General features: G+C 64.6%; 28 protein-coding genes and 4 pseudogenes. 19 read left to right on the top strand and 13 right to left on the bottom strand.

The features are described from left to right. Positions 1-15 precede the first annotated feature (15 nt). Positions 16-255, bottom strand: coding sequence for a DUF3761 domain-containing protein (locus ACV7NQ_RS25465; RefSeq protein WP_463361945.1), 240 nt, complete (start codon positions 253-255; stop codon positions 16-18). A gap of 200 nt (positions 256-455) precedes the next feature. Next, positions 456-974 (bottom strand): hypothetical protein, encoded by a 519-nt coding sequence (locus ACV7NQ_RS25470; protein ID WP_463361946.1) that lies wholly within the window; start codon positions 972-974, stop codon positions 456-458. Positions 975-1,192: 218 nt separating this feature from the next. Between ACV7NQ_RS25470 and ACV7NQ_RS25475 the strand changes: the two genes are divergently transcribed. From ACV7NQ_RS25475 to ACV7NQ_RS25495, 5 genes are all read left to right on the top strand, one after another. Further along, the gene (locus ACV7NQ_RS25475; protein WP_463361947.1) at positions 1,193-1,372 is read left to right on the top strand and encodes a hypothetical protein; all 180 of its coding nucleotides are present in this window, start codon (positions 1,193-1,195) and stop codon (positions 1,370-1,372) included. Further along, complete coding sequence (locus ACV7NQ_RS25480) at positions 1,362-1,592, top strand: hypothetical protein (protein WP_463361948.1); 231 nt, start codon at positions 1,362-1,364, stop codon at positions 1,590-1,592. The genes ACV7NQ_RS25475 and ACV7NQ_RS25480 overlap by 11 nt, the downstream gene beginning before the upstream one ends. A 79-nt stretch (positions 1,593-1,671) precedes the next feature. After that, positions 1,672-1,851 (top strand): DUF6011 domain-containing protein, encoded by a 180-nt coding sequence (locus ACV7NQ_RS25485; protein WP_463361949.1) that lies wholly within the window; start codon positions 1,672-1,674, stop codon positions 1,849-1,851. Positions 1,852-1,904: 53 nt separating this feature from the next. Then, positions 1,905-2,441, top strand: coding sequence for a hypothetical protein (locus ACV7NQ_RS25490; protein WP_463361950.1), 537 nt, complete (start codon positions 1,905-1,907; stop codon positions 2,439-2,441). 117 nt (positions 2,442-2,558) lie between these two features. Beyond that, positions 2,559-2,879, top strand: coding sequence for a hypothetical protein (locus tag ACV7NQ_RS25495; RefSeq protein ID WP_463361951.1), 321 nt, complete (start codon positions 2,559-2,561; stop codon positions 2,877-2,879). A 7-nt stretch (positions 2,880-2,886) separates the two neighbouring features. On the opposite strand, the gene ACV7NQ_RS25500 is transcribed toward ACV7NQ_RS25495, so the two are convergent. Further along, positions 2,887-3,204 carry a hypothetical protein gene (locus tag ACV7NQ_RS25500; protein ID WP_463361952.1) on the bottom strand — a complete coding sequence of 106 codons (318 nt, stop codon included), beginning with the start codon at positions 3,202-3,204 and terminating at the stop codon, positions 2,887-2,889. Positions 3,205-3,847: 643 nt separating this feature from the next. Here ACV7NQ_RS25500 and ACV7NQ_RS25505 point away from each other — a divergent pair. Next, the gene (locus tag ACV7NQ_RS25505; protein WP_463361953.1) at positions 3,848-4,057 is read left to right on the top strand and encodes a hypothetical protein; all 210 of its coding nucleotides are present in this window, start codon (positions 3,848-3,850) and stop codon (positions 4,055-4,057) included. Positions 4,058-4,366: 309 nt separating this feature from the next. Here ACV7NQ_RS25505 and ACV7NQ_RS25510 read toward each other — a convergent pair whose 3' ends face one another. The 6 genes from ACV7NQ_RS25510 to ACV7NQ_RS25535 all read right to left on the bottom strand — a co-directional run bounded on the left by ACV7NQ_RS25510 (position 4,367) and on the right by ACV7NQ_RS25535 (position 9,972). Next, positions 4,367-5,788: a hypothetical protein gene (locus ACV7NQ_RS25510; protein ID WP_463358450.1), complete on the bottom strand. Its 1,422-nt coding sequence runs from the start codon at positions 5,786-5,788 to the stop codon at positions 4,367-4,369. Positions 5,789-5,949: 161 nt separating this feature from the next. Next, a complete protein-coding gene (locus ACV7NQ_RS25515; RefSeq protein ID WP_463358449.1) occupies positions 5,950-6,276 on the bottom strand; it encodes a helix-turn-helix domain-containing protein in 327 nt (108 codons plus the stop codon). A gap of 71 nt (positions 6,277-6,347) precedes the next feature. Beyond that, entirely contained in the window at positions 6,348-7,184 is an 837-nt protein-coding gene (locus tag ACV7NQ_RS25520) for a transposase family protein (protein ID WP_463358528.1), read from the bottom strand. Positions 7,185-7,271: 87 nt separating this feature from the next. Beyond that, the gene (locus tag ACV7NQ_RS25525; RefSeq protein WP_463361954.1) at positions 7,272-8,324 is read right to left on the bottom strand and encodes a tyrosine-type recombinase/integrase; all 1,053 of its coding nucleotides are present in this window, start codon (positions 8,322-8,324) and stop codon (positions 7,272-7,274) included. Between the two features lie 254 nt (positions 8,325-8,578). Further along, positions 8,579-9,211 carry an NAD(P)-dependent oxidoreductase gene (locus tag ACV7NQ_RS25530; RefSeq protein ID WP_463361955.1) on the bottom strand — a complete coding sequence of 211 codons (633 nt, stop codon included), beginning with the start codon at positions 9,209-9,211 and terminating at the stop codon, positions 8,579-8,581. A 317-nt stretch (positions 9,212-9,528) separates the two neighbouring features. Beyond that, positions 9,529-9,972, bottom strand: coding sequence for a MarR family winged helix-turn-helix transcriptional regulator (locus ACV7NQ_RS25535; protein ID WP_463361956.1), 444 nt, complete (start codon positions 9,970-9,972; stop codon positions 9,529-9,531). Positions 9,973-10,324: 352 nt separating this feature from the next. Here ACV7NQ_RS25535 and ACV7NQ_RS25540 point away from each other — a divergent pair, with 352 nt between their 5' ends. From ACV7NQ_RS25540 to ACV7NQ_RS25555, 4 genes are all read left to right on the top strand, one after another. Beyond that, positions 10,325-11,212, top strand: a complete 888-nt coding sequence (locus tag ACV7NQ_RS25540; protein WP_463361957.1) for an NmrA family NAD(P)-binding protein — start codon at positions 10,325-10,327, stop codon at positions 11,210-11,212. Next, positions 11,209-11,859 (top strand): hemerythrin domain-containing protein, encoded by a 651-nt coding sequence (locus ACV7NQ_RS25545; protein ID WP_463361958.1) that lies wholly within the window; start codon positions 11,209-11,211, stop codon positions 11,857-11,859. The genes ACV7NQ_RS25540 and ACV7NQ_RS25545 overlap by 4 nt, the downstream gene beginning before the upstream one ends. Before the next feature lie 616 nt (positions 11,860-12,475). Next, positions 12,476-12,826, top strand: coding sequence for a tyrosine-type recombinase/integrase (locus ACV7NQ_RS25550; protein ID WP_463361959.1), 351 nt, complete (start codon positions 12,476-12,478; stop codon positions 12,824-12,826). Positions 12,827-12,953: 127 nt separating this feature from the next. Continuing rightward, positions 12,954-13,103: a hypothetical protein gene (locus tag ACV7NQ_RS25555; RefSeq protein ID WP_463361960.1), complete on the top strand. Its 150-nt coding sequence runs from the start codon at positions 12,954-12,956 to the stop codon at positions 13,101-13,103. A gap of 81 nt (positions 13,104-13,184) precedes the next feature. Here the strand turns inward: ACV7NQ_RS25555 and ACV7NQ_RS25560 are convergent. Together ACV7NQ_RS25560 and ACV7NQ_RS25565 are read right to left on the bottom strand one after the other, a co-directional pair. After that, a pseudogene (locus ACV7NQ_RS25560) lies at positions 13,185-13,319 on the bottom strand (sterol carrier protein); the annotation flags it as partial. A gap of 19 nt (positions 13,320-13,338) precedes the next feature. After that, positions 13,339-13,986, bottom strand: a complete 648-nt coding sequence (locus ACV7NQ_RS25565) for a TetR/AcrR family transcriptional regulator (RefSeq protein WP_463365814.1) — start codon at positions 13,984-13,986, stop codon at positions 13,339-13,341. Between the two features lie 186 nt (positions 13,987-14,172). Here ACV7NQ_RS25565 and ACV7NQ_RS25570 point away from each other — a divergent pair, with 186 nt between their 5' ends. The 8 genes and pseudogenes from ACV7NQ_RS25570 (at position 14,173) to ACV7NQ_RS25605 (ending at position 23,006) form a co-directional block, all read left to right on the top strand. Then, complete coding sequence (locus ACV7NQ_RS25570; protein ID WP_463361961.1) at positions 14,173-15,009, top strand: hypothetical protein; 837 nt, start codon at positions 14,173-14,175, stop codon at positions 15,007-15,009. Positions 15,010-15,022: 13 nt separating this feature from the next. After that, positions 15,023-16,072, top strand: a complete 1,050-nt coding sequence (locus ACV7NQ_RS25575) for a DUF7064 domain-containing protein (RefSeq protein ID WP_463361962.1) — start codon at positions 15,023-15,025, stop codon at positions 16,070-16,072. A 146-nt stretch (positions 16,073-16,218) separates the two neighbouring features. Next, complete coding sequence (locus ACV7NQ_RS25580) at positions 16,219-17,829, top strand: PEP-utilizing enzyme (protein ID WP_463361963.1); 1,611 nt, start codon at positions 16,219-16,221, stop codon at positions 17,827-17,829. After that, positions 17,826-18,440 (top strand): helix-turn-helix domain-containing protein, encoded by a 615-nt coding sequence (locus tag ACV7NQ_RS25585; protein WP_463361964.1) that lies wholly within the window; start codon positions 17,826-17,828, stop codon positions 18,438-18,440. The genes ACV7NQ_RS25580 and ACV7NQ_RS25585 overlap by 4 nt, the downstream gene beginning before the upstream one ends. Then, on the top strand, positions 18,437-19,954 hold the full coding sequence (locus ACV7NQ_RS25590) for a pyruvate, phosphate dikinase (RefSeq protein ID WP_463361965.1): 1,518 nt from the start codon (positions 18,437-18,439) through the stop codon (positions 19,952-19,954). The genes ACV7NQ_RS25585 and ACV7NQ_RS25590 overlap by 4 nt, the downstream gene beginning before the upstream one ends. A 34-nt stretch (positions 19,955-19,988) precedes the next feature. Next, positions 19,989-20,561, top strand: coding sequence for a hypothetical protein (locus ACV7NQ_RS25595; protein ID WP_463361966.1), 573 nt, complete (start codon positions 19,989-19,991; stop codon positions 20,559-20,561). A gap of 321 nt (positions 20,562-20,882) precedes the next feature. Further along, positions 20,883-22,301, top strand: a pseudogene (locus ACV7NQ_RS25600) (IS3 family transposase). Between the two features lie 282 nt (positions 22,302-22,583). Further along, positions 22,584-23,006, top strand: coding sequence for a limonene-1,2-epoxide hydrolase family protein (locus ACV7NQ_RS25605; RefSeq protein WP_463361967.1), 423 nt, complete (start codon positions 22,584-22,586; stop codon positions 23,004-23,006). Positions 23,007-23,535: 529 nt separating this feature from the next. Here the strand turns inward: ACV7NQ_RS25605 and ACV7NQ_RS25610 are convergent. Next, a pseudogene (locus tag ACV7NQ_RS25610) lies at positions 23,536-23,822 on the bottom strand (recombinase family protein); the annotation flags it as partial. Between ACV7NQ_RS25610 and ACV7NQ_RS25615 the strand changes: the two are divergent. Next, positions 23,822-24,006 (top strand): annotated as a pseudogene (locus tag ACV7NQ_RS25615) (phosphotransferase family protein); the annotation flags it as partial. The pseudogenes ACV7NQ_RS25610 and ACV7NQ_RS25615 overlap by 1 nt on opposite strands. Positions 24,007-24,056: 50 nt before the next feature. On the opposite strand, the gene ACV7NQ_RS25620 reads toward ACV7NQ_RS25615, so the two are convergent. After that, a complete protein-coding gene (locus tag ACV7NQ_RS25620) occupies positions 24,057-25,367 on the bottom strand; it encodes a TetR/AcrR family transcriptional regulator (protein WP_463361968.1) in 1,311 nt (436 codons plus the stop codon). Positions 25,368-25,413 lie beyond the last annotated feature (46 nt).

Raw genomic sequence — 25,413 nt, forward strand, 5'->3', positions numbered from 1 at the left:
GTTTCTCACCGACGGTTACGGCAGGGCGACCAACCAGCGGGCGACACCGCCGTGATGCGAGCAGGTGCCTGTGCGGTGTCGGCTGAAGCTGTAGGTACCGTCCTTGCACTGGGCTGTTGCCCCGTCGGGGGCGGCGGGAGCCTGCTTCGGGCGCGGGACGCAGTCGTGGTCGACGTTTTCATATTGGCCTGCGCCGCAGGCGATCAGGGCCGGGGCAGCGGTGGCTTGCGGGGCCAGGGCCGAAGCCAGACCCACCCCTGCGGCGAACAATCAGGTCGCGAGTGCGACTCGACGGGCCGGTGGTCTGCGCATTCCGGTAACGCCGCTGTGGCGGCCCGCGTAGCTGTTCATTTGTGAGACTCCCTGCAACAGTTCAACTCTGGGCCGGAGCAAGCTCCGGCACAGGAGCCGAAGCTAGCGTAGAACCCATCCCGGTTGTCCACATTCCACTTCGATTAGGGGGCCGTGGGTAATAAACGGACCGGTATCGGAGCTACTCCCCCGCCGGGCGGCTGCTCCTCGACCCCCGGTCCCTGGTCGTGGTGGTTTTGTCTGCGGAGTCGCTGTTTCGCGAAGAGGGCATCGGGGGTGCGACGCCAGGCGGTGATTCGCTGGAGGTAACCATTGTCGAGCAGCCGATAGATGGTGCCGGCGAGCTGTTCTTCGTCATCGCCGGAGTTGTAGGCCAATTCCTCGATGGTGCGGGCACCACCGCAGTCCTTCAGGTCGCGCAGGACCTGCAGCTCGGCCTCGGCCAGCTGGTAGGTGGACGCGAGCATGTACGCGGCTCCGGCAGTCAGATGCCATGCGGTGGCCCGTTCGGTGTAGTGGTGATGTTCGAGCCATGCGAGTGTGTCGGCCACCGTATCCGCAGGCTGATCGAGTGCGTGTGCCAGCTCCTCGGGAGTGCGGGCGCCGTAGCTGTGGGCCAACGCTTCGAGGATGTCGATTGGGGTCGTGGTGAATTCGGTCATTCCTGATTCCGGTAGGAAGGGAAGGGCGGGCAGTAGGAGACGGTACAGCGATTGCCACAGTCCTGGGGCGCATGAGTTCCCCGAGGTGGTGGTTCGCGGGAAGGCGACCTACGTACGAAACCTGTTGCACACCAAAGCGTTTCTTGCACAGAGAGGAAGATAGACGGGCTTGGCTCTTCCGGGCGAATGACGTGGACAACGCCCGGGTCAGTGCCGCGATGACCTTCGCAGCCGGATACACCGTGCTCGGCAACAAGCGGCAGAAGGTGCGCCAGTACGGCAACGCAGACACCCCACCCGTCGCCGAGATCCTCATCTCCGCGCTCGTCGAGGCGATCACCGGCGAAGGACTCGACCGATGGGACACCACCGCTGGGCAGTGGTCGCTTGCCGCCTGACTCGCTGGCGGTCACCTGGTGGTCGGACACACACGGGCGCGGTGTCGAGCCCGACGACCCTGCGGCGGTGCGCCGCACCGGCGTCATCGCCCAGGTGCACCACAGCCCGAGCGACGCCAGCCGGGTGGTGGCCTACAGCGTCGCCTGTCACAACACCCTCGGCGAATACGCCGTGACCCTGCGGCCCGACTACCACCACCGGCCCACAGGGACGGAGTAGGCGTTTGCGCGCCCGATCGTGTCGGTGGTGCGTGGAAGGCTGTCGGGCATATCTGCCCGTGGCCGGGAGGGAGAGCGCTATGGCCGAGACCGACGAGCAGCCCACGGTGAAGCTCGTAGTGCACTGCCGCCGCTGCCACGGCTGGCTCATGTCGCCGGACTCGGTCGCGCGCCGCATCGGCCCGACCTGCGAGGCACGCGAGCGCGCCCAGGCCGCGCGGGAGCTGACGCTGTTCGACGTTGCGGACATGGCCGCCTGACCGAGCGGGGGGCGAACACCTCCCATGGACACGTCGGCGTAAAACTGTCGTCTGTGCCCGCGGAACTTGTCACCCTCGTCGTCGGCGTAGTGGGAGCTGTCGCAACTCTGATCGTCGGCACGCTCGCGTACTTCAAAGACCGGCGAGATACCCGGACCCAACTGCTCCGGGACGCCGAACTCGTCGAGCGCTTCGCGACGGGGGGCGTGTGGAATGACAGCTACGGCAATCACGCGCAGACCATCCTGAGCAGGTACGTCTACGAGCGCGTACATGCGCTCACGGAGCGTGAAGAATACGGCAAGCGGGCCGCCAGATCTCTGTTCGTCCTAGTTGCTGCGGGCATCGGCCTCATCACCCTGACGTCTGGTGGCGACTTCCACTGGGTGCGCACGGCGGCGTTGTGGACTCTGTCGGCCGTCGCGGTGGTCAGCGGTATTCGGTACTTCCGCTACTCCGTGGGGCTCGGCCGCCGCCGCGAGGCCTTGCGGCTGCCGGATCCGCCCGGAACTCCCCCGAGAAGGCCCTCCCTGGAGCAGCGGTTGAGAGCGCGAGCCGCGCGCCTCCGCCGCCCGACACCGGGACCCTGACCACCGGTAACGGGAATCGCCGCAGGACTGAGGGTCAGCAACGAGGCCCCTGCCCGCTTTTAGGCTGGATCGGTTGATCACACACGTACCACGTCCGGCACGAGAAGGGGCTACACGTTGACTCACAAAATCGCGACCGCCGCCGCGGTCGGCATCCTGTCGGTCTTCCTGTCCGCAGGCGTCGCCACCGCCCAGGCGCTGGACCCGGGACCGGGAGAAGGGCAGGCGGGGGAGCCGACCCCCGGAAGTGGTGCCACGGGCACAGGAACCGACTTCGGGAATCAGGCCGGTGCTGTCGAACCCGTGCAGGTCTTCGGGCCCTCTGCGCCGCCGCGTTCCGACGATGGCGGTCGCGCGGGCGGTGCCGGGAACGAGGGCAAGGGTGGGGGCAAAGGCAAAGGCAAAGGCAAGGGTAAAGGCGAGATCGCGGGCGAATAAGGGCGGGTCACTGGGGCCTCTGGCCGTCGATAAGGTTGAATCGGCAAGGGTCAGTCGGACAGTCTGCCAGTCGTTTCAGTGCGTCGAGGCCGACTTCGAGGTCCGACATCGCCATCAGTTTCTCGATCGTCTGCCCAGACAGCACGTTGCAGATGTCGAGTACTTCCTCGGTGAGGCCGGCGAGTTCGTCGATCGCCGCAACGTAGGTGCGCACGTCGGTGCGTTGGGCAGGGGTGGTTGCCTCGCGCTCCCATCGGTCGGCCTGGTTGCCGAACAGCACCAGGTCGTCTCGCTGGTTTCGGTAGGCCCGGATGGACCGGTTCACGGTGTCGTCGTCGAGGCGATACGGCTCGGATTAGCGCGGGTTTGAACAGTTCGATCTGGTCGCGGGTAACGGTGATGCCCTCGCGAGTGTGGTCGGTGAACCACCCGATCTGCGATATGGGATACCAGTTCTGTTCACCGCGCTCATCCACGTCGGCGACCCTAGCCGCCCTCAATGGGGCGCCGGACGAGATCCGGCCACCCAGCGATACCGTCTGGTTGGGGTACACCTGTGAATGTTCGAAGTCGCGTTCACCGCTGACCTGCGGATTCCGGTGTGAGTGAACAGGACTTCGAACAGTGGTGGGTATCGAAGTCCTGTTCACTACGGCGCTGTTCGACTCGGGGTTGGTACATCCGCCAGAAATCCGGCGGTAGTGGCATGGAGCGCCGTCCACCTGGCAGTTCGTACCGCTTCGGATGCGATCCGATTGCGTTGTACGGCAGATAGTTTCCCAAGTCACCTCGGCTGACGGCTACGTCGGACCAGGACGACCCGCGACCTATGCCTAACGGGATTTCCGGCCGACGCTCCTCTACCCCGAGCAGCACTTGGTTGCCGTCGAGGATGACGTCGTCGATAAATTCAGATCGGAACGGACACTTTGCGCGGCAAGTGTGCGGTGCGGGGCACAGTGACAGTTATGGTCGGCGAACTGGACGCAGCGTGGCGGTCTGTGCGCGATATGCTCGGCACCGCAGCCAAGGACTACAGCGCCGCGGTCGCCGCGCTGCCCACGCACGCCGCCCGCGGCGTCACCGAGACCGTTGCCAGGGCCGTGGATGCCGATGCGGCAAATGTACCGGCTCTGACGGCCGCATTCTCCGACCTGTCCGGCGGTATCGGGCCATGAGGAGCAGTGGCGCGGAATCCGGCGGTAGCGCGAATCGACCTGGGCGTTTGCCGTCGTCGTCGAGTTCGTCGTACATGTGCCGCGCATAGTTTCCAGAGTCGACCACCGCCGACCCGGTCAAAGCACCAGGTCGCCATCCGAGCTATCGCGCATAGCGAGTAACTATCTGCGGTAACTGCTAAGCGCCGGATTTCTCAAAGATGTTCCCGGACCCCCTTGGCTCCCGCGGGTTCAAGCGAACTGAGGGTTCTTCACCGGGAACCCAAGGGTTCGTTCAGTCTGCGAGTTGTTTCGACCCGTGGGTTCGTCTCAACTCGGAGCATGTCGCTCGATCTCGGCTTCCAGAAGCTGCCGCGCTGCGGCCGCGTAGCGGATGGCGGTCTTCTCGTCCAAGCCGAAGACGACGGCCAGGTGTAGAGGATCAGGACCTTGGGTGAGGGCTTCCTCGAGTTGGCGGTCGACACGTAAGCGTTCGAGTGTGGCGTGCTGTCCACGGAATCCGTCACCGATCCAGTGCGCGCTGGCCGGCGTGAGCTTGTGGGCGGTCTGATTGTTGATGATCAGGTGCGGGTTGGCGGTGTAGGGCCAGCGGGTTCGACGGTAGTTGAGCCATTCCAGCAGCAGCTGGTAGGTGAGTTCGTCGAGTGGCCGGACATGGGCCGCGATGGTCAGGCGCCGGTTGCCGAGGTCGGCGTCGTCGAGTTGCAGAGCCCGGATCGTTGCTGAGCGGGCGGCGTGGACGGCGGCCAGTGCAACTATCAGCCGATCGGCGGGGCGCGCGGCACCGTTGACGGTTCGCTGTATCTGGTCGGGGTCGAGGGGCTGGATAAGCTTCGCGCCCCGGTCGCCGACCCGGATTCGGCTGGTTGGGTTGATGAAGACGACGCGGGTTTTCTTGCAGTGCTTGAACAGTGACCGCAGCACGACCAGGGTGCCCTGTCGCGCCGAGCCGTGCAACGACTCGAGTGCGGCGATCACATCGTCGCGGGTGACCTCGCGCAGGTGGTCGCGGTGGGCGGACCAGTCGAGCAGGAGGGGACGAATCGTGTTCGCATAGGTCCAGACGGTGCCGATCTTGCGGGGCCGAGCACGTGGGCCGCCGTCCCGCAGGGTCCGTAGCCATGTCTCGGTCTCTTGGGCGATACCCGCCGCGATGCCGTCGAGTTTGCCTTCCAGCCAATCCTCGAACGACGGTTGCCGGTCATCGACCAGGATGCCCATCTCGCCCAGCACGTAGCCGACATGATCGACAGTGAGGTCGAGTGCCCGCAGGGCCGCGAACATCGCCGAGTAATGCACCACATCGCCGTCGATGTGACGCGACAGCAGAATGATCAGCGACCGTTGGACATCGTCTCGGACCCCGCGTGACCAACCGCGCCGCTCGGCGGTCTGGTGGGCGAGGTAGCGAGCCCAGCGCAGCCATCGGTTGTCGGTGTCGGTGTCGGTGTCGGCGTGCTCATCGAAGCGGAGGTAATCCCGCACGGGACTGTCGAACAGAAACATCTGCATGCAGCTGGTATCTGGCCGATGAGCTGGTGACGGTGACGGTTTGAGGGGCCTGCCGCGCCGGGCGTAGCGGCGTGGCGGGTCGGTTGTCGCGCCGCGGGTCGAGCCCATATCGGCGAAGAACAGTTGGTGGTAACGAACCTCGTGCAGGTGGTCGACGGCGGTGGTCGGCACCAGACCGTCGGCTTCTCGGGCGAGTTTGCGGGCCTGATTCCAGCACAATCGACAGTGCTTGTTCTTCAAAGCGACGATGCGTGCGCAGCCGGCGCATTCTGTGACGGCGTGGTCGCGAGTGAACATGTAGCACGCCGCGCACAGACCTCGGCCGAATTTGCCCCAGGCCAAGCAGCCTGCGCAGGTCCGCGCTGCGGGTCCGCGGCCGGTCACTCCGGTGGCAGTGAGCGGCCGTCGCGGCGTTTCGGGGTCACGACAGGGCCATTGTTTCCGGCGGCAACAGCTTTGGAAATCGTTGCAGTGCCAGGTTTTTGGACTTTCTCCGGTTCGGGGACAAGAATTTCCCCGATGGGGCAGCCCAGCACCACGCAGATGATGTCGAGATCGTCGAGCTTGATGCTCGCGGGGTTGCCCGACCACAAGCCCGACATCTTCCCGGCGCTGATCACCAGGCCGTGCGCGGCGAGCAGGTGCTGAAGTTCACTGGCCTTCCAGATGCCGCGGTTGGCGGCGGCCAGGCGCAGGTTCCATTTCATGACAGCAGTCCTTCCAAGCGATGCGCCGCGCGTTGTTGGCCCGCGACCCAGGCGTCCTCGATCCGGGAGCGTTATTCATAAGCCTCCGCGAAAAAGTGCAGTGCGACTATCGTTTTCAGGGCAGAGGGGAATTTGTGGACTGGCGCGCGGTAGCGGCCGCCTTCCTCGCTGAGCATGCGCCAGGTCTTCAGGTGAGCGACGGCTCGCTCCACCGCGGCCCGGATTCCGGAGAGTGCGGTATTGAACGCGGCCTGGCTCTCGTGCAGTTCGCGGCCCGGAGGTTTCTTGTAGGGCACCAGATCGATTCCGTCGACACCGACGTAACCGGAATCGGCGACAGTGTCGATCTCGGCGAGAAGGTCGGCGAGTCCGGAGGCGGCGTATGCGTGCGCGTCGTGTCGGGCGCCGTGCACGATCGTCATGCCGACCGCGACGAGCCTGCCGTCGAGGTCGGCGGCGATCTGGATGTTGAACCCCGGATACTGGGTTTTTCCGGAGAACAGGTCCGGGATCGCCGACCAGTCCCAGGTCGGGCAGATTGTGCCGTCCACCAGCACGGACCCGACTCCGATGACGTCGCGGGGGTTGGGAACGAACTCTTCGAGTACGTCAGCGATCACCGGTCGCAGCAGATCCCAGCGGCGGCTCACCGTGGACTGACTGATCCCGAAGAACGCGCCCGCGACATCCTGGACGAGGTTTCTGCGCATCAACGACACCACCAAAGCGACAGACCTGAACAAGCTCAACGCGTAAGGGCGACCGGCCGACTCGAACCCGCCGACGGTCTCGTGTACCCGGGCAGTCAGTTCCGTCAGTTGCCCATCGGTCAGCCCCGTAATAGCCTTGTACCGCAACGGCCCTCGTTCTCGCTCGTAGACTTCGTAACTCCACGAACTGAGATACATGAGGGCCGTTGCCAATTCGGCTGCGACGCGCCGACGTATCAAGCAGTGCGATCACCGTCTCACCGGCCACACAGGCCACGAGAGTTGCTATGCCACAGCCGATTGCGGGACAGGCTTATGAATAAGCCTCCGGGTCCGGTGAACGTGAACATAATTCAGAGTCGAAGAGATCCAGGAATGCCCTAACAGCTCCTGGATCGCGATCAGATCCACACCCGACAAATACAGCTGGCTCGCCGCGAAATGCCGCAACACGTGCGGAGTGAGGGTGTCAGCCCATCCCGGCAGGTGCGTGCCGGCTGCCCCGGCGAGGCCCGCACGAAGGGCGTCGTCACCCACCCTGCGGCAGGTTCCGTCGGTGTTCTTGCGCTCCGAAGGGAACAACGGCGCACCGGGCCGCTGGTGGTCGTCGTCGAAATGGCCCCACACGTCCTCGACGAACCAACGCACTGTCCGGTCGGCGCCGTTGATCAGCGGCACCATCCGCTCCCGTGGGCCGCTTCCGCGAGCGCCCTTGCCGATTCGGACGTGCAGTTTGCCGAACCTGCCCAGCTCCCATTTGATGTCGGCAAGATCAAGGTTCCGGGCCTCGTTCACGCGCAGTCCGACCTGTGACATCAACTGGGCCGCAACATAATTGCGGGCAGTCGGGCCGAACTTGCGGCAACTCGTCAACTCCTCGCGCCACCCAGCGAACAGCACCTTGACCTCGGCCTCGGTCGGCGGTATCCGCAACGCCGCCTGCTTGAGGCCGCGCGGCTTGTTCATCTCATCGATGGGGCACTCGACAACCCGGCCCGTCATCGCGTGGATTTCGACCTTGTGCCGCAGTTCGAGGAACGCGAAGAACGTCGTCAACGCCTGTGCCCGCCCCAAACGGGTGCCCTTCGCCGCTCCGCGCAACACCTGCCCGAAGTAGGCGTCGGCGTCAGCGGGTTCCATGTCCCACAACGGTTTACAGAACCACGCCCGCACCTGCTCCAAGTGGTTCACATCACCGCTGATCGTGCCGTCCGCCAACCCGGCCGACGCACGAGCCAGCACGAACCCCGCCAGCACATCGGTCTCGAAGTCCGCGAGTTCCTCCGGAGTCGCCGGAGACCGCAGATCGCGCAGATCCCGCACCACAGCCAGGCTCAACCCGCGACCCCACCTTCAGCTCAGACAATCATCCTTCGGATCGCCCGAACCTACTTCATTAATTCTGAACTTCAGTCAAGACACGCCAACCCATCCGAACAGAACGAAAATCCCCAGGTCCAGGGGCGGAGCGGTCCACAGGTGCTCAGTAAGCAATCGCTGGACTCACGGGTTATCTCTTACATGACCGTGCCGCCATGACCGGAGCGGCGACGGCGCTGGTGATCGGTGTTTCTTGGGCCTGCATCGGTGACCTATTTGGCGTCGGTGACTACGGCGATCTGACGGATGAAGGTGTCTTCCACGGCGGAGTGGAGGAGGAAGTCGGCGACGTTTGCGCGAGAGGTTGAGGGGAAGATCGGCAATTTCGTGACGTCCGCGAGCGCAACGGCGTTGTAGCGGGTGCTGTCACCGTTGTTCAATGCTCCGGGGTATTCGAGGGTCCATTTCAGATCGCTGGCCCTCAAGAGCACTTCCGATGCGGCTTTGTCTGCGTAGGTTTTCCGAAGCACGGTTCGGAAAATGGGGCCGACAAGGAATGAGGCCTTGGCGAGGGAGTCGCCGACTCCGAACGCAGACAGGATGACGAAACGGTCAACGCCTGATGTTTTCGCGGATGCGATGACTGCGCGGACGGTGTCGGTGATCAGCGTTGGGGTCTCGCGGGCGTTCTTCACTCCGAGCGTGCTGATGATCGCGTCGTGGCCTCGGGCTGCCGTCGCGATCACGGTGGCGTCGGTGACGTCGCCGCCGACGATTTGAGCACGCGGATCATCGGTGGCGTCGGCCCGCCGAACGAGGGCAGTGACCTGGTGTCCCTGGTCTAATGCCTTTTTCATGAAGAGGACGCCGGTGCGTCCGGTTGCTCCAAGAACAAGAAACTTCACGATACTTCGCTCTCTATCGAAGGATGAATGGGCGTGCTGGTGTTGCGGCCGAGCGGCAGGGGCCCGATTCCCGCCCATGCTGTGTCGGACCCCTCAGGCCTCTGCCGGCGGCGGCCTGTCCAGCAACGGTCCGGCTCGTCTGGGCGCTGTGCACCGCGGCAATCAGCCGCCCATCATCGGAACATCGTCAGGATCATCAACCAGTTTAGTCAATAATCCTGACTATGTCAAAGTGGAGTCGAGGTCTGTTGGCGCCCGCCAGTTCCGGCGGCTCGGGGCCAGCGGGAATCGGTGCGGACGGCTCGGTGTGGCCGGGTCTACCGCGCGTAGGGGTCGGTGATCTCGCGGAGTTGATCCAGGATCTGCTGCAGCAGCGTGAAGTTGCGGGTGCCCAGGTATTCCTTCCACTCCGCGAGGATCTCGTCGCGTGTCGCCTTGGCTACCTCGACCGCCCGCCGGCCACGTTGCTCGATCACGATCAGTCGGGCGCGGCCATCCGCGGGGTCGGGGACCCGGCGGACGTAGCCCAGACTTTCCAGCTGATCGACCATCGCACTGGCGCTCTGCTTGGTCATTTGCGCCTGGTCAGCGAGGTCCGTGAGGCGCGAACCGTCCTGAGCGATGCGCTGGAACACCCGGCACTGGGCGAGGGTCCAGTCGTCGAACCCGGCATCCTGCAGGGCCCGGAAAATCCGGTCCTCGGTGTACCGGTATGGGATGAACAACGACACCCCTAGATCAACCCGCTGCTCGTCGTCCATGCCGCTCCCAGCTCCATCGCCCGCCTGATCCCGCGAGGTTCACACCCTACGCCGCCGCCGATTCGACCGCGGCGGCGGCGCGTGCCGCGGAGCTGTGCACGCTGCGTTCCGCATGTGCCACCTGCCCCTCGGCGACCTCGTACCTGCCACTGTTGTCATCGGTTCGGATGTATGACTATATTAGTAATGAAAGCTGACCAATGTGGATGGCAACAGTCGATCTGATGCTCATAGACGCCAAACGAGGGTCAGCTGGCCCACCGCATCATCGCGGGGCGGTGCCCGTCCCGCGGGAGCTGCGCCCACTCCCAACTCACCCCGAAACCCAATCTCAAACAAAGGACCAGAACTCATGATTTTGATTACCGGAGCCACCGGCACTGTCGGTTCGGAAGTCATCACAGCGCTCCTCCCCACCCAGGCAGGTCACATGCGGGTTCTCACCCGCAATCCTGGCGCGGTTTTCCCCGACGGCGCCCAGAAAGTCGTGGCCGATCTCGGTGACAGCGATCTGGCACCCGTGCTGGACGGTGTACACGCGGTGTTCTTGCTAACCGACGGGCTCCACATCGCCGCACACGATCACCGGCTCATAGCCGCGGCGCAGCGAGCGGGCGTGGAGCGGATCGTCAAGCTGTCCGTGCGCAACGTCGGACACGACGCCGCCGACCCGATCACCACCTTGCACCGGGCCGGCGAGGAGGCGATCCGTGACAGCGGCATCGGGTGGACGTTCCTGCGGCCCACCGCGTTCATGTCCAACGCGCTCAACTGGGCGGGAATGATCGCGGCCGATCAGGTCGTGTACGCCCCGTTCGCCGTTGGCCGGGCCGCTGTCGTCGACCCGGCGGACATCGCAGCGGTCGCCGCGGCCTGCCTCACCCAAGACGGCCACAATCACCGCGTCTACGAGCTCACCGGCCCCGAGCCGCTCAGCCCCTCCGACCAGGTCGCAATCCTCAGCCAGGTGCTGGGCCGCGACCTGCGCTACGCCGAAGCCGACCCGGCCAGCACGCTCGCGCAGATGGTGTCCTATGGCATGCCCAAGGAGCTCGCGCACGCCGTCATCGAGCTCTTCCGCTCCACCGTGGAACCGTATAACTCCGAGCCGACAGGTGACATCACCGCAGTCACTGGCCGCCCGGCACGCAGCTTTACCGACTGGGCCCAGGCCCACCACAACGAGTTCCCCACTCCCGAGGCTGTCCAGAACGCCGCAACCATCGAGGAGTCACGGTGAGGACCTCCGGCCCCGGGGTCGACACCCACGAGATGGTTCTGATCCACCGTGTCATCCGGCGCGAGTTCGGCCAACTCCCCCGACTGTTTCGCTCCGCGGCCAACGACCGTGCACGATCAAAGGTCATCGGCGCGCACACCCGGGAGATGCTGGACTTCCTGCACACGCACCACACCGGCGAGGACGAAATGTTCTTTCCGTTGCTGCGCAAGCGAACCACGCTCGACCCGGATCTGATGGACCGGATGGACGCACAGCACGCACAGGTCGACGACACCGTCACAGCCGTCAACGCGGAACTGCCGGTGTGGACAGCGACCGCGGACGCAGCCACCGGCGAGAAGATGGCCGCCCGCATCGAAGCCACGATGCCGACACTGATCGATCACCTGGCCGAGGAGGAGCAGAAGCTGCTCCCGGTCGTCTCGGTCACCTTGACGCAAAGCGAATGGGACGCACTGGGCAAGCACGGCATGAGCGCGATCCCGCTCACCCGGCGACTGGTCATCCTCGGCCACATCACCGAGGAAGCCGACGACGCGGAACGCCAGAGGTTCATGCAGGTCATACCCGCGCCAGCCCGTTTGGCCTACAAGCTGATCGGCCACCGCCAGTTCACCCGCGAAACCACCGCGCTCCGCGGCTGACCCAGCTCGCGACCCGGCGCCACAGCCCAAACCCATCTTTTCTCCAGCGAGGTGGCCAAGGCACTACTCACCAGCGCACTTTCCTAGTCAATATGCGATCCGCAGCGCCACCTCTGCAAATAAAGATAGCGGCGGCCGTGGCAGACGAGCGGGCCGCACGGGTATCGGCATCGGGGTTCGGGATCGTGAGCGTCCCCCGAGTTGCCGATTGTCAGACAGCGTCACTGCGTACCAGGGAGTTCAGGTCCGTCAGGTCGGGAGCCCACCGCCGGGCAAGTCTCCAGCGCGCCACCCTTTGCCGGAGTTTGCCCACCGGCCAACCTCGACCGGTGGCCCAACGCCGAAGGCCGACTGATCACGATCATCTTGATCCGGTGCGGGCGGCGCGCCACCGACGCCTGCACGCTGCCCTTCGACTGTCTGCTCCATGATGGGCAGAAAGCCGCCTACCTGCGCTACTTCAACAACAAGATGCGCCGCGAGGCCGCCGTCCCGATCGACGAAGAACTCGAAACGCGAAATACGCGCCCAGCAGCAGCGGGTTGCGGCCCACTGGCCCGAGCCTCACCCGCACCTGTTCCCCGCACCCACCCGCAACGCCGGTGGCCAGAACCCGATGACCTACTACAGCTATCGAAACATGCTCAACTCTTGGCTGACCACCTGCGAGATCCACGACGAGCACGGCCACCCCGTGCACCTCACGCCCCACCAGTGGCGCCACACGTTCGCTTGCCGCCTGATCAATCGGGACGTCCCCCAAGAAGTCATCCGAGTCCTTCTCGATCACGAATCGACCCAGATGACCGCCCACTACGCCCGACTCACCGACCAAACCGTCCGCCGCCGTTGGGAGGCAGCCACCAAGGTCAACATCAAAGGTGAAAGAGTCTCGATAGATCCGGAAGGTCCACTGGCACAAGCACAATGGGCCAAGACCCACACTCTATGTCACCAATTTCGATGAATCTCCGAGGCTAATCTCTCAGAAGATGCAATGGTCCATCCGTCGGAAAGACGCCTGAAACCGACCGCGCCCTGTGCTGGCATGGCATGCTGGCCAGCGCAACCTCCGGGGCTCGGAGCGATGTCCAATGAGGGCATCGAGTTGGGGCTTCGCCCTCTACCTCGCCAGCACCGACACCTACCAGGACTCGATCCTGCACACCGGCACCTTCGCCGGCACCCCCGAAGAGGCCCTCGACTGCGCCTGCGAGCTCTACCTCACCACCACCGACCTCTAAACCGACAATTCATCCGCAGGACTGCGGTCGATCGAGCCAGGTGCGCGGCGCCCAGGTGCACCGCCTGTGCGGTGCGGGTGTATCGACGACCAACACCAGGTCCGGGTCGGAGAACTCGAAGCCCAGAACACCGCCGGTCGACACCAGCTTGGGGCCGATCTCGGGATCGGCGAACGCCGACTCGAAGATCCCGCCGATGTACCTGTCGACGATCATTGCGGCTCGGGTCCACCACTCAGGTGGGCAGGCTCGCCTCGGCCGCTTCCGTGACCGCGGCAGCCTCGCTCGCGGTCAGGCCCAATGCCGCCAGAACGTGCTTAGCGAAGGCGTTCGCCGCCGCGCCGCCCTGGCGACCCTCGAGAATTTCCCGGATGAGCGCGAACGCGCCACCGATCACCGCGGTCAGCGTCACCTCAATGTCGACAACGACGAAGCGCCCGGTCTGCATCCCGCGCTCGACCGCCACCCGCGCATACGGTCCCATCGCGGCGGCGAACAGGGTTTCGGCATGGCTCAGGTTGACGATCAGGCGTGCGAAGTCGGGGTCCCGGTCGGCCAGGCGGATCACCAGCAGGCATCCGTTTGCCACGATTTCGGCCGGATCCTTGTCATCGGTCACCGCGCCGACCGTCGCCGCCGCGAGTTCGGAGAGGCTCTCGGTGACGACGGCCTCGACCAAGTCCTCCTTGGTGGCGAAGTAGTTGTAGAACGAGCCGAGCGCGACGTCGGCACGCTCGGTGATCTCCTGAATTCGCAGCCCGGCGACCCCCCGTTCCGCGATCAGGATCCGCCCTGCGTCCAGCAGCCTTCGCCGCGTGCGCTCGCGTTGGCGGTCACTGCGTGTCGAGGTCCTGTTCGGTGCGTCCTGCTCCACGATACCCATCCTGTCAGATTTGAACCCTCGTCTAATGAAAAGACCTTCATCGTTGAAAACATCTTCATTATATTGTAGATTCAAAACCCGAGAGGTGAGCGGGGTCACAACGTGGCAATCGACGTGACCCGGCTCTCGCAACGATGGGAGTGCTGAATGTTGACGACGATGCTTGCGGCGATACCGCAGCCGCCGGTGGACGAGGTGATGCCGAAGACGGCGGAGACGGTCTTCAACGTCTTCATCTTCATCCCGCTGGGCATTGCCCTTGCTCTGGCGATCCGGCAACTGGTCAGAGGCAAAGGACCGCTACTGCTCTACTGCATCATTGGTGGCGCGTTTGCGGCGGCGATGGAACCGATTGTCGATGTTCTCGGCCTGGTGTACCTGAAGGAGAACGGTGCGCTCGGGACGTTTACGGTGCTGGACCGCACGATGCCGCTGTATATCTGCTTCGTCTACCCGTGGTACGTCGGCGGGCTCGGTTATCTCGCGTACCGGCTGTTCCAGCGTGGTGTCACCATGAAGAACTTGTTCGCGCTGTGGGCGGTCGACTGCGTAGTCGACGTTTTCCTGGAAACGCCGGGCATCTTGGCCAAGACCTATCTCTATTACGGTCATCAGCCGTTGAACCCGTGGGGTTTCCCGCTGTGGTGGGGTTTCGTGAATCCGGTCATGCCGATGTTGGCCGGTGCGCTGATCTATCATCTGCGGCCGCGCCTGAATACGTGGTGGAAGCTGCCTGCGGTGATCGCGTGCATTCCGATGGCGGACGGCATCGCTAACGGCGCTGCGGCGTGGCCGATGTGGGCCGCCCTCAATCAGGACAACGTCTCCTACGTCTGGACGTATCTGGCTTGCTTTGTGACGCTGTGTCTTTCGCTGTTCTGCGTGTGGATCATCGGCCTCGCTGTCGCCCGCCCTGATCAGGCAACCTCTGGGTCGCTGTGGCAGAAGCTCACGTCGCTCGGGCAAGCACCGGCTTCGTCTTCCGTGCCGTCGCCGACGCGCGCTGTTGCGGTCGACGTCTGAAAGGGGCGAGACCTTGCCACTCGGAATCCATCCCCCAGAAACGGATCTACTGCTTCCCCTGCCTGTTGCGGACGAGCACTGGGATCCGCATCTGATCCACACCCACTACTTCGGTTTCTCGATCCCGGAGGCGCGGATCGGCGCATTCCTCTACGTGCGTTATCAGCCGGAGTTCCCGCTGTCGCAGGGCGGGGTAGCCATCTTCCAGGGGACCGACAATATCGAGTACACCGATATGGCCTTCCTCGACTACGAGATCACCATGCCCTGGCCGACCGTGCGGGACAACACGATTACCACGGCCAACGGTCTGACTATTGAGTTCACCGAGCCCGGCCGCACTGCCAGGCTGACCTACCGCAGCAGCGACGGCGACACCTCCTTCGACATCGTGGCCGACGCGGTCACCCCGTTGCTCGCCCGTGGCCACGTGATGCCGGGCGAGGAAGATCACCACGGCGACCTCGGTCGCGAACCGGGCGGTAGTGAACAGGTCATGCACGTCACCGGGGAACTGGTCCTGCACGGCGAGCGGTACGCCGTTGACTGCTACGCGCCGCGCGACCGATCCTGGCGCCAGATCCGCGTCGAAACGCGTGGGGCCGTGCCTATTCCGCCGGTGGGTTGGTCGCCGATGTACTTCGGTCCTGATCTGATCTTCAACCAGATCAGCTTCGAGCCGCTCGACACCGACCCGGCCTGGGCTGGGCTCTACGAGGTGGGCGACCGGCCCTCCCATCACTATGCCTGGGTGCAGTGCGGCGACGAGTCACGGGCGATCACGCGGGTGCGCCGCAATGTGCTCGAGTATCACCCGCGGCTCTATCTGCCGATGCGCCAGGAGATCGAGGCGCAGGACGAGACCGGCGAGGTTTACCGATTCCAGGGTGAGGCGATTGCTTGCGCGTCGATTCCGGCCTGGCCGAATACGTCCTTCCGCGACAGCGTCTACCGGTGGGAGGACGAGCGCGGCCGGTTCACCTACGCCACCTATCAGGAGCTGTGGTTCGACAAGTATCAGCAGGCGATGAAGCGGCGGTCCGCATCGGCCGTCACGGCATGACGGCGCGCTCCGCCTCTATCCCACCCATATCCAAGGAGTCCTCGTTCGATGAGTAGCAACACCGCCAAGATCGCGGAGTGGACGCTGAAGAAGATGCGCCGATCCAGCGCCGACGCACCGCGCGGGCTGGTCCAGGGGGACGGTCGATGAGAAATCCCTTGCATGAGATCGGTTCTCCTGACACCGCGTGGACGACCGTCAATACCCGGGAGAACTTTCCGGGTGTCGCCACACCGCTGGGCTGGACGTTCTGGCGTGATCCACTCGAGCTGGGCATGAAGGGCGCGTTCTGTGACCTCGGTGTCCTGCCGCGCAGCGCGGTGACGGTTCCCGAGTCGATCGATGATCGTTTCTCTGCCGCGGTGTTCGGGCGCTTCACCGCGAATATCGACTGTCTGCGGCGGGCCGCCGATCTGATGCCGGGTACCTCCGGAGACGCGCTCGAGGAGCAGCTGCTGGGATCGGTTCGGCCGGGGGTACAGAGCAATCCGTCCACGCGGCGCTACCCGATCATCGCGATGAAGATGACCTGGAATGTGCTGCGGCTGCCCGCGCGGATCATGAAGCTGCGCACTGATACCGACCTGTGGTGGCGCACGGTCACCGCGCCCGGCGGCATCCCCGACGCCGCGGCGGCGCGCGAGGTCCTAAGAGAGGCCGCTCGCCGGTTCGAAGAGGTCATGTGCCCGCATTCGATCGTGACCTTGCTCGGCACCGGAATCTTCGATGAGATCAGCAAGATCACAACCGCCAGCGGTGATGTGGGTCTGGCGACCTCGCTGATCACCGGATTCGGTGATGTCGAAGAGGCGAAATCTGCAGGCCAGCTGTGGGAGGTCTCGCGCGGGGCGCGGTCCCTCGATCAGTTCGTGGCCGACCATGGATACCACGGGCCCGTCGAGGCCGAAATCTCCTCGCGCTCTTGGCGAGAGGATCCGGCGCCGCTGGAGCGCCTGGTCCTGACCTATCGGAGGTTGCCGGAGTCCTCGTCGCCGTTGGTCCGCGCGGAAGGGCAGCAGCAGCAGCGGGCCGAGGCCGAGCGCCGGGTGTTCGCCGGTCTCGGTGTCCTCGACCGACGCAAGGCCCGGCTGGTGCTGAAGGTCGCGCGGCGCTATATCCCGCTGCGCGAGGTCGGTAAGGCGGCGTTCGTACAGACCATCGACGGCGCCCGGGCGGCTGCCCGTGTCCTCGGCGCTGACCTGGTGGCGCGAGGTCTGTTGCGCTCCGCCGATGAGGTGTATTTCCTGACCTTCGATGAGCTGACCGGTGAGCTGCCCGCCGATTGCGTTGTGCGCGTTGATGAACGGCGCGGTATCTACGAGCAGTACCGCGCTCTGGTACTGCCCGACCAGTGGGTCGGTCTGCCCGTGCCGCAGCGCGGCCGGGCCGTCGAGGAGGAGGTCGAGGAGGTTCGCGGGACGCCGGTGAGCGCAGGCACGGTCGAGGGGATCGCGCGGGTCGTCCACGACGCCGACGCGGGTGATCTCGAGGATGGCGAGATCCTCGTCTGCACCACCACCGATCCCAGCTGGGCTTCGTATTTTCTCGTCGCCGGGGCGGTGGTCATCGATATCGGCGGACCGCTCAGCCACGGCGCCATCGTCGCGCGCGAGATCGGCATCCCGTGTGTCATCAACACCGGAAACGGTACGCGCGCAATCAAAACCGGTGATCGGCTACGGGTGGATGGCTCCACCGGGCTGGTCCAGATCCAGGAACGGGCGGCGGACAACGTCGCAGCGGAGGTCGGCAGATGAGTGTGGAGATTCGCGTACTGCAACTGGTGCGCTTGAAAGGACGTGCCCGGGTGGTCGATATCGCGGAAAGTGCTGGTCTGTCAACGGATTCGGTGACCGGGGCACTACGCCCGATGCTCGACGATGGTCTCGTCGACGAGACGAACGGCCGGCTGAAAATCACTGCCGAGGGGCGATCCAGGTTGGCGGCATTGATCGAGTCCGAGCGTTCCGGAACCGATCTCGACGCGCTGTCGGTCACCTACCACGAATTCGATGGTTTCAATACCGAATTCAAACAGCTGGTCGCCGACTGGCAGCTGAAAAACGGACTCGTGCCGAACGATCACGGCGACGTCCAATACGACGCGGGGATCATCGCTCGGCTCGAGCGCCTGCACGAGCGGTTTCTTCCACTACTGCACGGCATCTGCGTCATCGCGCCCCGGTTGGCACCATACCCCGATCGGTTCTCCATCGCGCTGGCAAAAGTCCTCAGCGGCGAGCACGGATGGCTGGCCCGGCCGCTGATCGACAGCTATCACACCGTCTGGTTCGAACTGCACGAAGATCTCATCGGGCTGACCGGGCGCTCCCGCGTGGCGGAGGCGGCTGCGGGGAGGGCGGAATGACGACGACAACCTCGTCCCAGATCCTCACCCTGGACGGCAGCACCGGCGCCGACCGGGACATGCTGGGCGGCAAGGCATTCAGTATCGAACGGATGCGGGCGCTGGGCATACCGGTACCGCCTGCCTTCGTCCTCACCACCGAGGTGTGTCGGCGGTACTACGCAGACGATCGGCAACTGCCTGCCGACGTCTGGGCCGGACTACCGGGCGCGATGGCCCGGCTCGAGCAGGACACCGGCCGTGGGTTCGGTGATCCGCGGCGCCCGCTGCTGATCTCGGTCCGCTCGGGTGCGGCCACCAGCATGCCCGGGATGATGGACACCATCCTCAACCTCGGTATGACCGACGAGATCGAGCGGGCGCTGGCCGAGCAAAGCGGTGACGCCGCCTACGCTGCCGACACCCGCCGCCGGTTCCGCGAGCAGTTCGAGCGAGTGACGGGCGCTGCGGCGCCCGGCGAGCCTTGGGAACAGTTGCGGCAAGCCATTATCGCCGTTCTGGAATCCTGGCACTCGACCCGGGCCATCGCGTACCGGCATGATCGCGGGCTCTCCGATGCGGGCGGCACCGCCGTAACCGTGCAGGCGATGGTGTTCGGCAATCTAGACGAAAACTCCGGTACCGGAGTGCTTTTCACCCGTAACCCGCTCACCGGCGCCGCGGAACCCTACGGTGAATGGCTGCCCGGCGGGCAAGGTGAGGACGTCGTTTCCGGCCGCGCCGACGCGCTGTCGATCGACGTGCTGGCTACCGCACTACCGGACACACATTCGGATCTCATGGCCGCGGCCCGGCTGCTCGAGGAACACGGACGGGATGTGCAGGACATCGAATTCACCGTGGAGAGCGGCACATTGTGGCTGCTGCAGACACGCAACGCGAAACGCACGCCGGAAGCCGTGGTGCGACACGCAGTGCAGCTGCACCGCGAGGGGCTCATCAGCGTGAGCGATGCCCTTGACCGCGTGGGCCCGGAGCACGTCCGGTCGATGCTCACACCGCATCTGTCGCCGACCTCGGTCGCGGCCACGACCAGGGCCGCCGTCGGCAAGCCGGCCTGCCCCGGCATCGCGACCGGGGTCGTGGTCACCGATGCGGAGCAGGCCGTCGAGCGTGCCGAATCGGGCGAGGACGTCATCCTGGCCCGGCCGACGACGGACCCGGACGACGTGGCAGCGATGTCAATTGTCCGAGCAGTGATCACCGAACTCGGCGGCTCCACTTCGCATGCTGCGGTTGTCTGCCGGGAGATGGGCGTGCCCTGCATCGTCGGCTGCGGGGCGAACAGCCTGGCCGACCTGGCCGGTCGAACTGTCACCGTCGACGCCACGACCGGAATGATCTATCTCGGGGAAATCCCTATCGTCGCCGGGAACGAAGGTGAAGATCCCGATTTGGTCCAGCTCACCGAGTGGGCCAAGGCTGAGCTGGGCGCCCACCAGGGCCCGTTGTCGGATCTGCTTCACGCTCGCGGAAGGCCGAGATCTGCCCCCCAAGAATCTAATAGAACATAAATTATCTGAAGTGAAGTGAACGGATCTAATCCCTATGACTGCTGCACGGGGCTGCCTGGTCGACTGGAACTACTGGTTGACCACCTGGCCTGGCCGACCGGTGTTATTGACCAGGGCGAATGCTGCCGACGGTTACCCGAGGGCGTTGACGCCACTAACCCAGGATCTCGTTGTCACGTTCGAAGATGCCGGTGTCCGCCGGTTCTTCGAAGAGACCCTCCGCGCGATGAAGCCGTCCGATGCGCCGGACCCGTACTTCGTGTCGATGTGGGGCTATGTGTACATCAACGCTGATCAGCTTGCCGCGCTCGGCGATGTCATGCCCGGCAGCTCCCGGCAATCGACGGTGTTCCACGGCCCCCGGCTGTGGAGGACGTGGCCGGTCTCGTCATGGGCCTGCCACCGGCCGCGGCCGCGTACCCGTGGCTCCCGCTCGATCTTGCCGAGGTACTCGTCGTGGTCGAGCACCCGGTGTCCACTGGCGCGGTTGGGGACACATTCGGGAGGAGGACGCCGACAAAGAGGAAGATTGGCTGTCACGGGACAACAGACGATGATCGAGACCGAGGACGTCGACCTGTACGTAATCGCTGTCCTGGCTCATTGAACTTGATGAGGACTCGGTGAAGATGATGACCGGCTCAATGTATCTGATGATGGGTATGAAATGATCGCTCCGCGAATCATGTTGGTGGAGTGGAGCGATCACCCCGGTGGGTGGGCTTGAGCAACGGAATCCCACCACCACACAACGAGATCCGCCGTCAGGCGCGCCGATCTTTCACAAGACGTCGAACCCCTGCGTGTCAGGCTGAGTTGAGTCCACTGGTTAACAGCAAATCGGCCTGACACGCAGGGCGAGATACGGATCAACTTCTTCATGACCACCAGCACGAGGACCTCAACGATCGGGGGCCACAATGGACGGATGGATTCACCGGGGCCACGAGCCGACGAGCCCAAGCGGCGCCGCGCGTTCAGCGCGGCCGAGAAGCTCGCTCATCTTCGGGCCTACGAGGCCGCTGTCGAGCACGGCGACGGCGGTGGGTATCTGCGGCGTGAGGGCCTGTACTCGTCGTTGATCAGCGAGTGGCGCAAGCAGCGTGACGCCGGGGTGCTCGCGGGCCGCAAGCCCAGCGACAAGATCGGCAAGCTGACCGCCGAGCAATCCGAGATCGCCCGGTTGACGCGGGAGAACGCCCGGCTGAACAAGCGCCTGTCGACCACCGAGGCCGCCCTGGATATTATGGGAAAAGCGCACGCTCTCTTGGAAAACCTTTCCGAGAGAGCGGATTCCGACGAGCAGCGCAAGAAGCGTTGACCGCCGCGTATACGGCGTTGACCGCCGTGGGGGTGCCCACCCGGCAAGCGGCGTCGTTGACCGGGCTGGTGCGTTCAACCGCGATCCGCCGGGGCAAGGCCGCCGCCGCGCTCACTGTGGCGATGTCCACGACACCGCCTCCGGACCCGGTTAACAAGCTGACCATCCTGGAACGAGCGGGCATTCTGGCGGTGCTCACCAGCGACCGGTTCGTCGACCTGGCGCCGCTGCAGATTTACGCCCAGCTGCTCGATGAGGGTGTCTACCTGTGTTCGGTGTCCACGATGTATCGGGTGCTGCGAGAAAACCGGCAAGTCGGCGAACGCCGACGACTGGCGCGACACCCTGCGAAGGTGTGTCCGGAGCTGGTCGCCACCGCGCCCCGGCAGGTGTATTCGTGGGACATCACCAAGCTCGCCGGCCCGATCAAAGGCCAATATTTCGATGCCTACGTGATGATCGACATCTACTCCCGCTACATCGTCGGTGTCCATGTCCATACTCACGAATCCGGTGTTCTGGCAACGGAATTGATGAAGGAGATCTTCGGTGTCCACGCCCGTCCCGCAGGTCGTGCACGCCGACCGCGGCACCTCGATGACATCCAAGACCGTCGCAGCGCTGCTCGCAGACCTCGAGGTCACCCGGTCGCATTCCCGGCCGCGGGTGTCAAACGACAACCCCTTTTCCGAGGCGCTGTTCAAAACCTTGAAATACGGGCCGGAATTCCCTGAACGCTTCGGAACACTCACCGAGGCAAGACAATTCATGGATTCATTCGCCCAGTGGTACAACCACGAACACCGCCACACCGGCATCGGCTTACACACACCCGCCGATGTCCACTACGGGCTGGCCACCGGCAAAGCAGCCGACCGGCGCACCGTGCTCGACGCGGCCCGCGCCCGACACCCGCACCGCTTCGCCACCACAACACCGCCGAAGATCCTCGACCTGCCCCACACCGTCTGGATCAACCGACCCGCCGACGACAACACCCAGGAGACCGATACCTCAGCCGCATAACACACCCAGCGGTCTCATTCGGCTTGACAAATTCCGAACGTCGGAACCAAAGCGGGGATCACCCGACGGCGGATCTCACCAGGAACAAACCCGGGCCCAACGACCCACAACCCATCCCTACTAAACGATTAGGACTCACGTATGCCAGATGCTGTAGTCAATCCTGACGACCTCGAGGCCACGACTCTCCACTTCTTGCGTCAGTGGGGTAAGTCGTTCGATGCCATGTGCGCTTCCTACCATGCGATTATGGCTCCTGGGTGCTCGTGGGAACAGAAGCCCATGGCAGTGACCAGGGGCCCCCAATCCGCAGTGAGATTCCTTAAGGTGGCGCGTCGCTTACTGGGGCTTGACACCATCGTTGTCGAGACAAACAGTATCGCGAGGACAGGAAATACTGTCCTTACTGAGCGCGTCGATCACCTTCTGCGGTCCAACGGGCGTGTCATCGCTTCTGCTACAGTTGCGGGGGTGTTCGAGTACGATGCTGGCCGTCTCGTCGCTTGGCGCGAGCACTTCAACGTGGTTGCGTTCGCAGGTCAGATCGTGCGCTGCGCCGTCGCCGCCGCCGATTACGTTCGTCACAGAGCTGACCAGCCTTCGACGGAAGGCCTCCCGAAATCTGCACAGCTGGCGAGGAGCGCGGTGTCAACTGCGTCGACGCCAGTGGACCCTGAACCGCCCCGAGTTGGATGCACTCGGTGATGTACCCCCGACTTTCACGGAGTCGGTTTGCTTGACTCTTTGGACCGGGCCGCAAGCGCGGTCCGTTGTTTCTCACCGACCGCAAGGCGAAACCGTCTGTGGCGCTGGAGGATGTCGACCCGACCACGCAGCACGCCAGGTTGTCGTACCGGCGCGCGGCGACGCTGTTCGAGGAACACACGGCGGCGATGAAGCGCGGCCCGCCCGAGCAATCTGGCAATCGCATTCGCGCCGGTCTCGGCCGCGCTGGCGGTCACGGCCTGCGCCTACCTCGCAGCTCGAAATCCGATCGATCCGACCACCGAGATCGCCCAGTTGAATGAGCATTTCCCGAACGAAGCGTGATCCAGTCGGACAGTCTTCGCTCTCACCGCTAGTCCAATGTCCCATGAAATAGTGATCTACCGGAGGTTCACCATGACTGAGAAGTGGGTTGCGGGGTGTCTCTCCCTCGGGTGAGCAGTTGGTCGTATCCGGTGATGTCGAGGTCGGGGCGGTGGTCGGGTGGCAGGTCGGGTGTGGCCTGGAGGTAGGTGTACACGGTGTCGCGGTTGATGTTGTACGCGCTTGGCCAGCGCGGTCTTGGGCTCACCGGCCGCGGCTCGGGCACGCAACTCGGCCGCCTGGTCCTCGGTGAGGGCGGGTTTGCGGCCGGTGTAGACGCCGCGCCTTGGCCTTGGCGATGCCCTCGCGTTGGCGTTCCAGGATCAGCGCCCGCTCGAATTCCGCGAACGCGCCCATCACCGACAGCAGCAGGTTCGCCATCGGTGAGTCCTCGCCGGTGAAGGTCAGGCCCTCCTTGACGAAACTCGACCGAAATCTTCGCAGGGCTGCGTCCGGCGATCATCATGGTCCGCGCCGCGCACATGTTGATCGAGCGGGGCTGCTGCTGCCCGATTCGCCGATGGCACTGAACAATCCGGCGAGTCAGCTCGTGGCGAAGATGGTCGGGCTGGCCGCGCCGAGCGGCGATACGACGAGCTTCATCGGCAATCGCTGATGCGTTCGTGCCCGACCCGGCCGGGACGGGCCGGGCAATCGTTCGTCCGGTCAGCGACCGTAGACGGCAGAAGCCAAGAGATCGCCCAAGTACGCCGTGACCGCCGCCGTATCCTGCAGGTGCGCTTCGCTGGCCAGCGACCCGGCGATGGTCCGCTCGATGGTCCACATCAGCACGGTGGCGAACTGCGGTGCCGGTGGCCCGTCCAGGGCGAGCCCGGCCGCGCGGTCCGTGTCGATGGCCGTCTCCAGGACGGAGGCCATCCTGGCGACCGCGTCGAGGTAGCGGCGGCGCAGTTCCGGACGGCGCGGCCATTCGTGAATGGCGTTGCTTAATACGCCGAAACTGCTGGGGTCGAGATCGAGCCAGTGGGTGACGACGGACTTGATGTTGTCGGGATCGGTGCGGTCGGCGGTGGCAAGGTCGCCGAATCGTCCGATGATTTCCTCGGCGGATTTCTGGAACAGCGCGACGAAGGCGTCGTCCTTGCTGGCGAAATAGAAGTAGAAGGTCGCTCGGGAGATCTTGGCGCGCTCGAGAATCGTGGCCACGCTGAGCTGCTCCAGCGATAGTTCGCCGAGCAGCTCATTCGTGGCCTGCAGAATGTCCGCCGCGGTGTCCGGTTCTTGATCAGGGGTGCCGGTCGCAGCCGGGGTGGTCTGCTCGGCGGTGGACGCAGTTGCGCGCGATGATCGTGACTTCGCGCGGCGGCGCGGGCGTTTGATCTTCCGTTTGTCGCCGTATATCGCCGCGAGGGTCATTTCGAGGATCGAGTCGATGGCCGCCTGGGGGTTCGGGAGGCGTTCGTCGTGAGCGCGCGCGCCGACGTAGAAGGTGCGCTCGTAGCCACAGACCAGAGCCGTCGCGATCATCGTCGCGGGAGCGCCCTCTGGTGCCTTGCCGGCCGCCCGTTCGTGGGTGATCTGTTCGGCGATCACGGAAATAAAGCGGTCCAGCATCAGGTTCCAGGCCGCGGCGAGTTGCGGGACCACGTGCATGTGCTCGATCACCGCGCAGATCAGCGCGTCGTGCGCAGACCACAGTTCGATCGTGCGCCGGAGATCGGCGTCCATGGCGGGTTCGCGCGACGGGCCGAGCTCGGTGTGCCACGGCCCTTCGCTGGTGTAGATGTCGTCGAGCAGGCGCGCGACCATGGCGGCGACGACATCGTATTTCGAGGCGAAGTAGTGGTAGAAGTTCGCGCGGGAAAGCTTCGCGCGGGAAAGAATCTGGGCCACGGTGAGGTCCTGCAGGGAGGTTTCCCGCAGGAGCTGTTCGGCGGCCGCGAACACCGCCAGTTCGGCGGCGCCCCGGCCGTCGTGCTGGCGGGGGCGCCGACGGGCGATCGGGTCGGTGCTCACACCCGTACTTTAGTCCAGACACGATGACTGGTCAGTGCGTACAGAC

It is taken from the genome of Nocardia sp. Tas62D01, assembly GCF_055232035.1.

Coding starts and splice junctions, on each gene's coding strand:
- ACV7NQ_RS25550 (WP_463361959.1), top strand. CDS start 12,476: ATGACCTACTACAGCTATCGAAACATGCTCAACTCTTGGCTGACCACC.
- ACV7NQ_RS25470 (WP_463361946.1), bottom strand. CDS start 974: ATGACCGAATTCACCACGACCCCAATCGACATCCTCGAAGCGTTGGCC.
- ACV7NQ_RS25520 (WP_463358528.1), bottom strand. CDS start 7,184: ATGTATCTCAGTTCGTGGAGTTACGAAGTCTACGAGCGAGAACGAGGG.
- ACV7NQ_RS25535 (WP_463361956.1), bottom strand. CDS start 9,972: ATGGACGACGAGCAGCGGGTTGATCTAGGGGTGTCGTTGTTCATCCCA.
- ACV7NQ_RS25585 (WP_463361964.1), top strand. CDS start 17,826: ATGAGTGTGGAGATTCGCGTACTGCAACTGGTGCGCTTGAAAGGACGT.
- ACV7NQ_RS25605 (WP_463361967.1), top strand. CDS start 22,584: ATGGCAGTGACCAGGGGCCCCCAATCCGCAGTGAGATTCCTTAAGGTG.
- ACV7NQ_RS25475 (WP_463361947.1), top strand. CDS start 1,193: ATGACCTTCGCAGCCGGATACACCGTGCTCGGCAACAAGCGGCAGAAG.
- ACV7NQ_RS25485 (WP_463361949.1), top strand. CDS start 1,672: ATGGCCGAGACCGACGAGCAGCCCACGGTGAAGCTCGTAGTGCACTGC.
- ACV7NQ_RS25515 (WP_463358449.1), bottom strand. CDS start 6,276: ATGAAATGGAACCTGCGCCTGGCCGCCGCCAACCGCGGCATCTGGAAG.
- ACV7NQ_RS25590 (WP_463361965.1), top strand. CDS start 18,437: ATGACGACGACAACCTCGTCCCAGATCCTCACCCTGGACGGCAGCACC.
- ACV7NQ_RS25565 (WP_463365814.1), bottom strand. CDS start 13,986: ATGGGTATCGTGGAGCAGGACGCACCGAACAGGACCTCGACACGCAGT.
- ACV7NQ_RS25540 (WP_463361957.1), top strand. CDS start 10,325: ATGATTTTGATTACCGGAGCCACCGGCACTGTCGGTTCGGAAGTCATC.
- ACV7NQ_RS25580 (WP_463361963.1), top strand. CDS start 16,219: ATGAGAAATCCCTTGCATGAGATCGGTTCTCCTGACACCGCGTGGACG.
- ACV7NQ_RS25505 (WP_463361953.1), top strand. CDS start 3,848: ATGGTCGGCGAACTGGACGCAGCGTGGCGGTCTGTGCGCGATATGCTC.
- ACV7NQ_RS25595 (WP_463361966.1), top strand. CDS start 19,989: ATGACTGCTGCACGGGGCTGCCTGGTCGACTGGAACTACTGGTTGACC.
- ACV7NQ_RS25555 (WP_463361960.1), top strand. CDS start 12,954: ATGAGGGCATCGAGTTGGGGCTTCGCCCTCTACCTCGCCAGCACCGAC.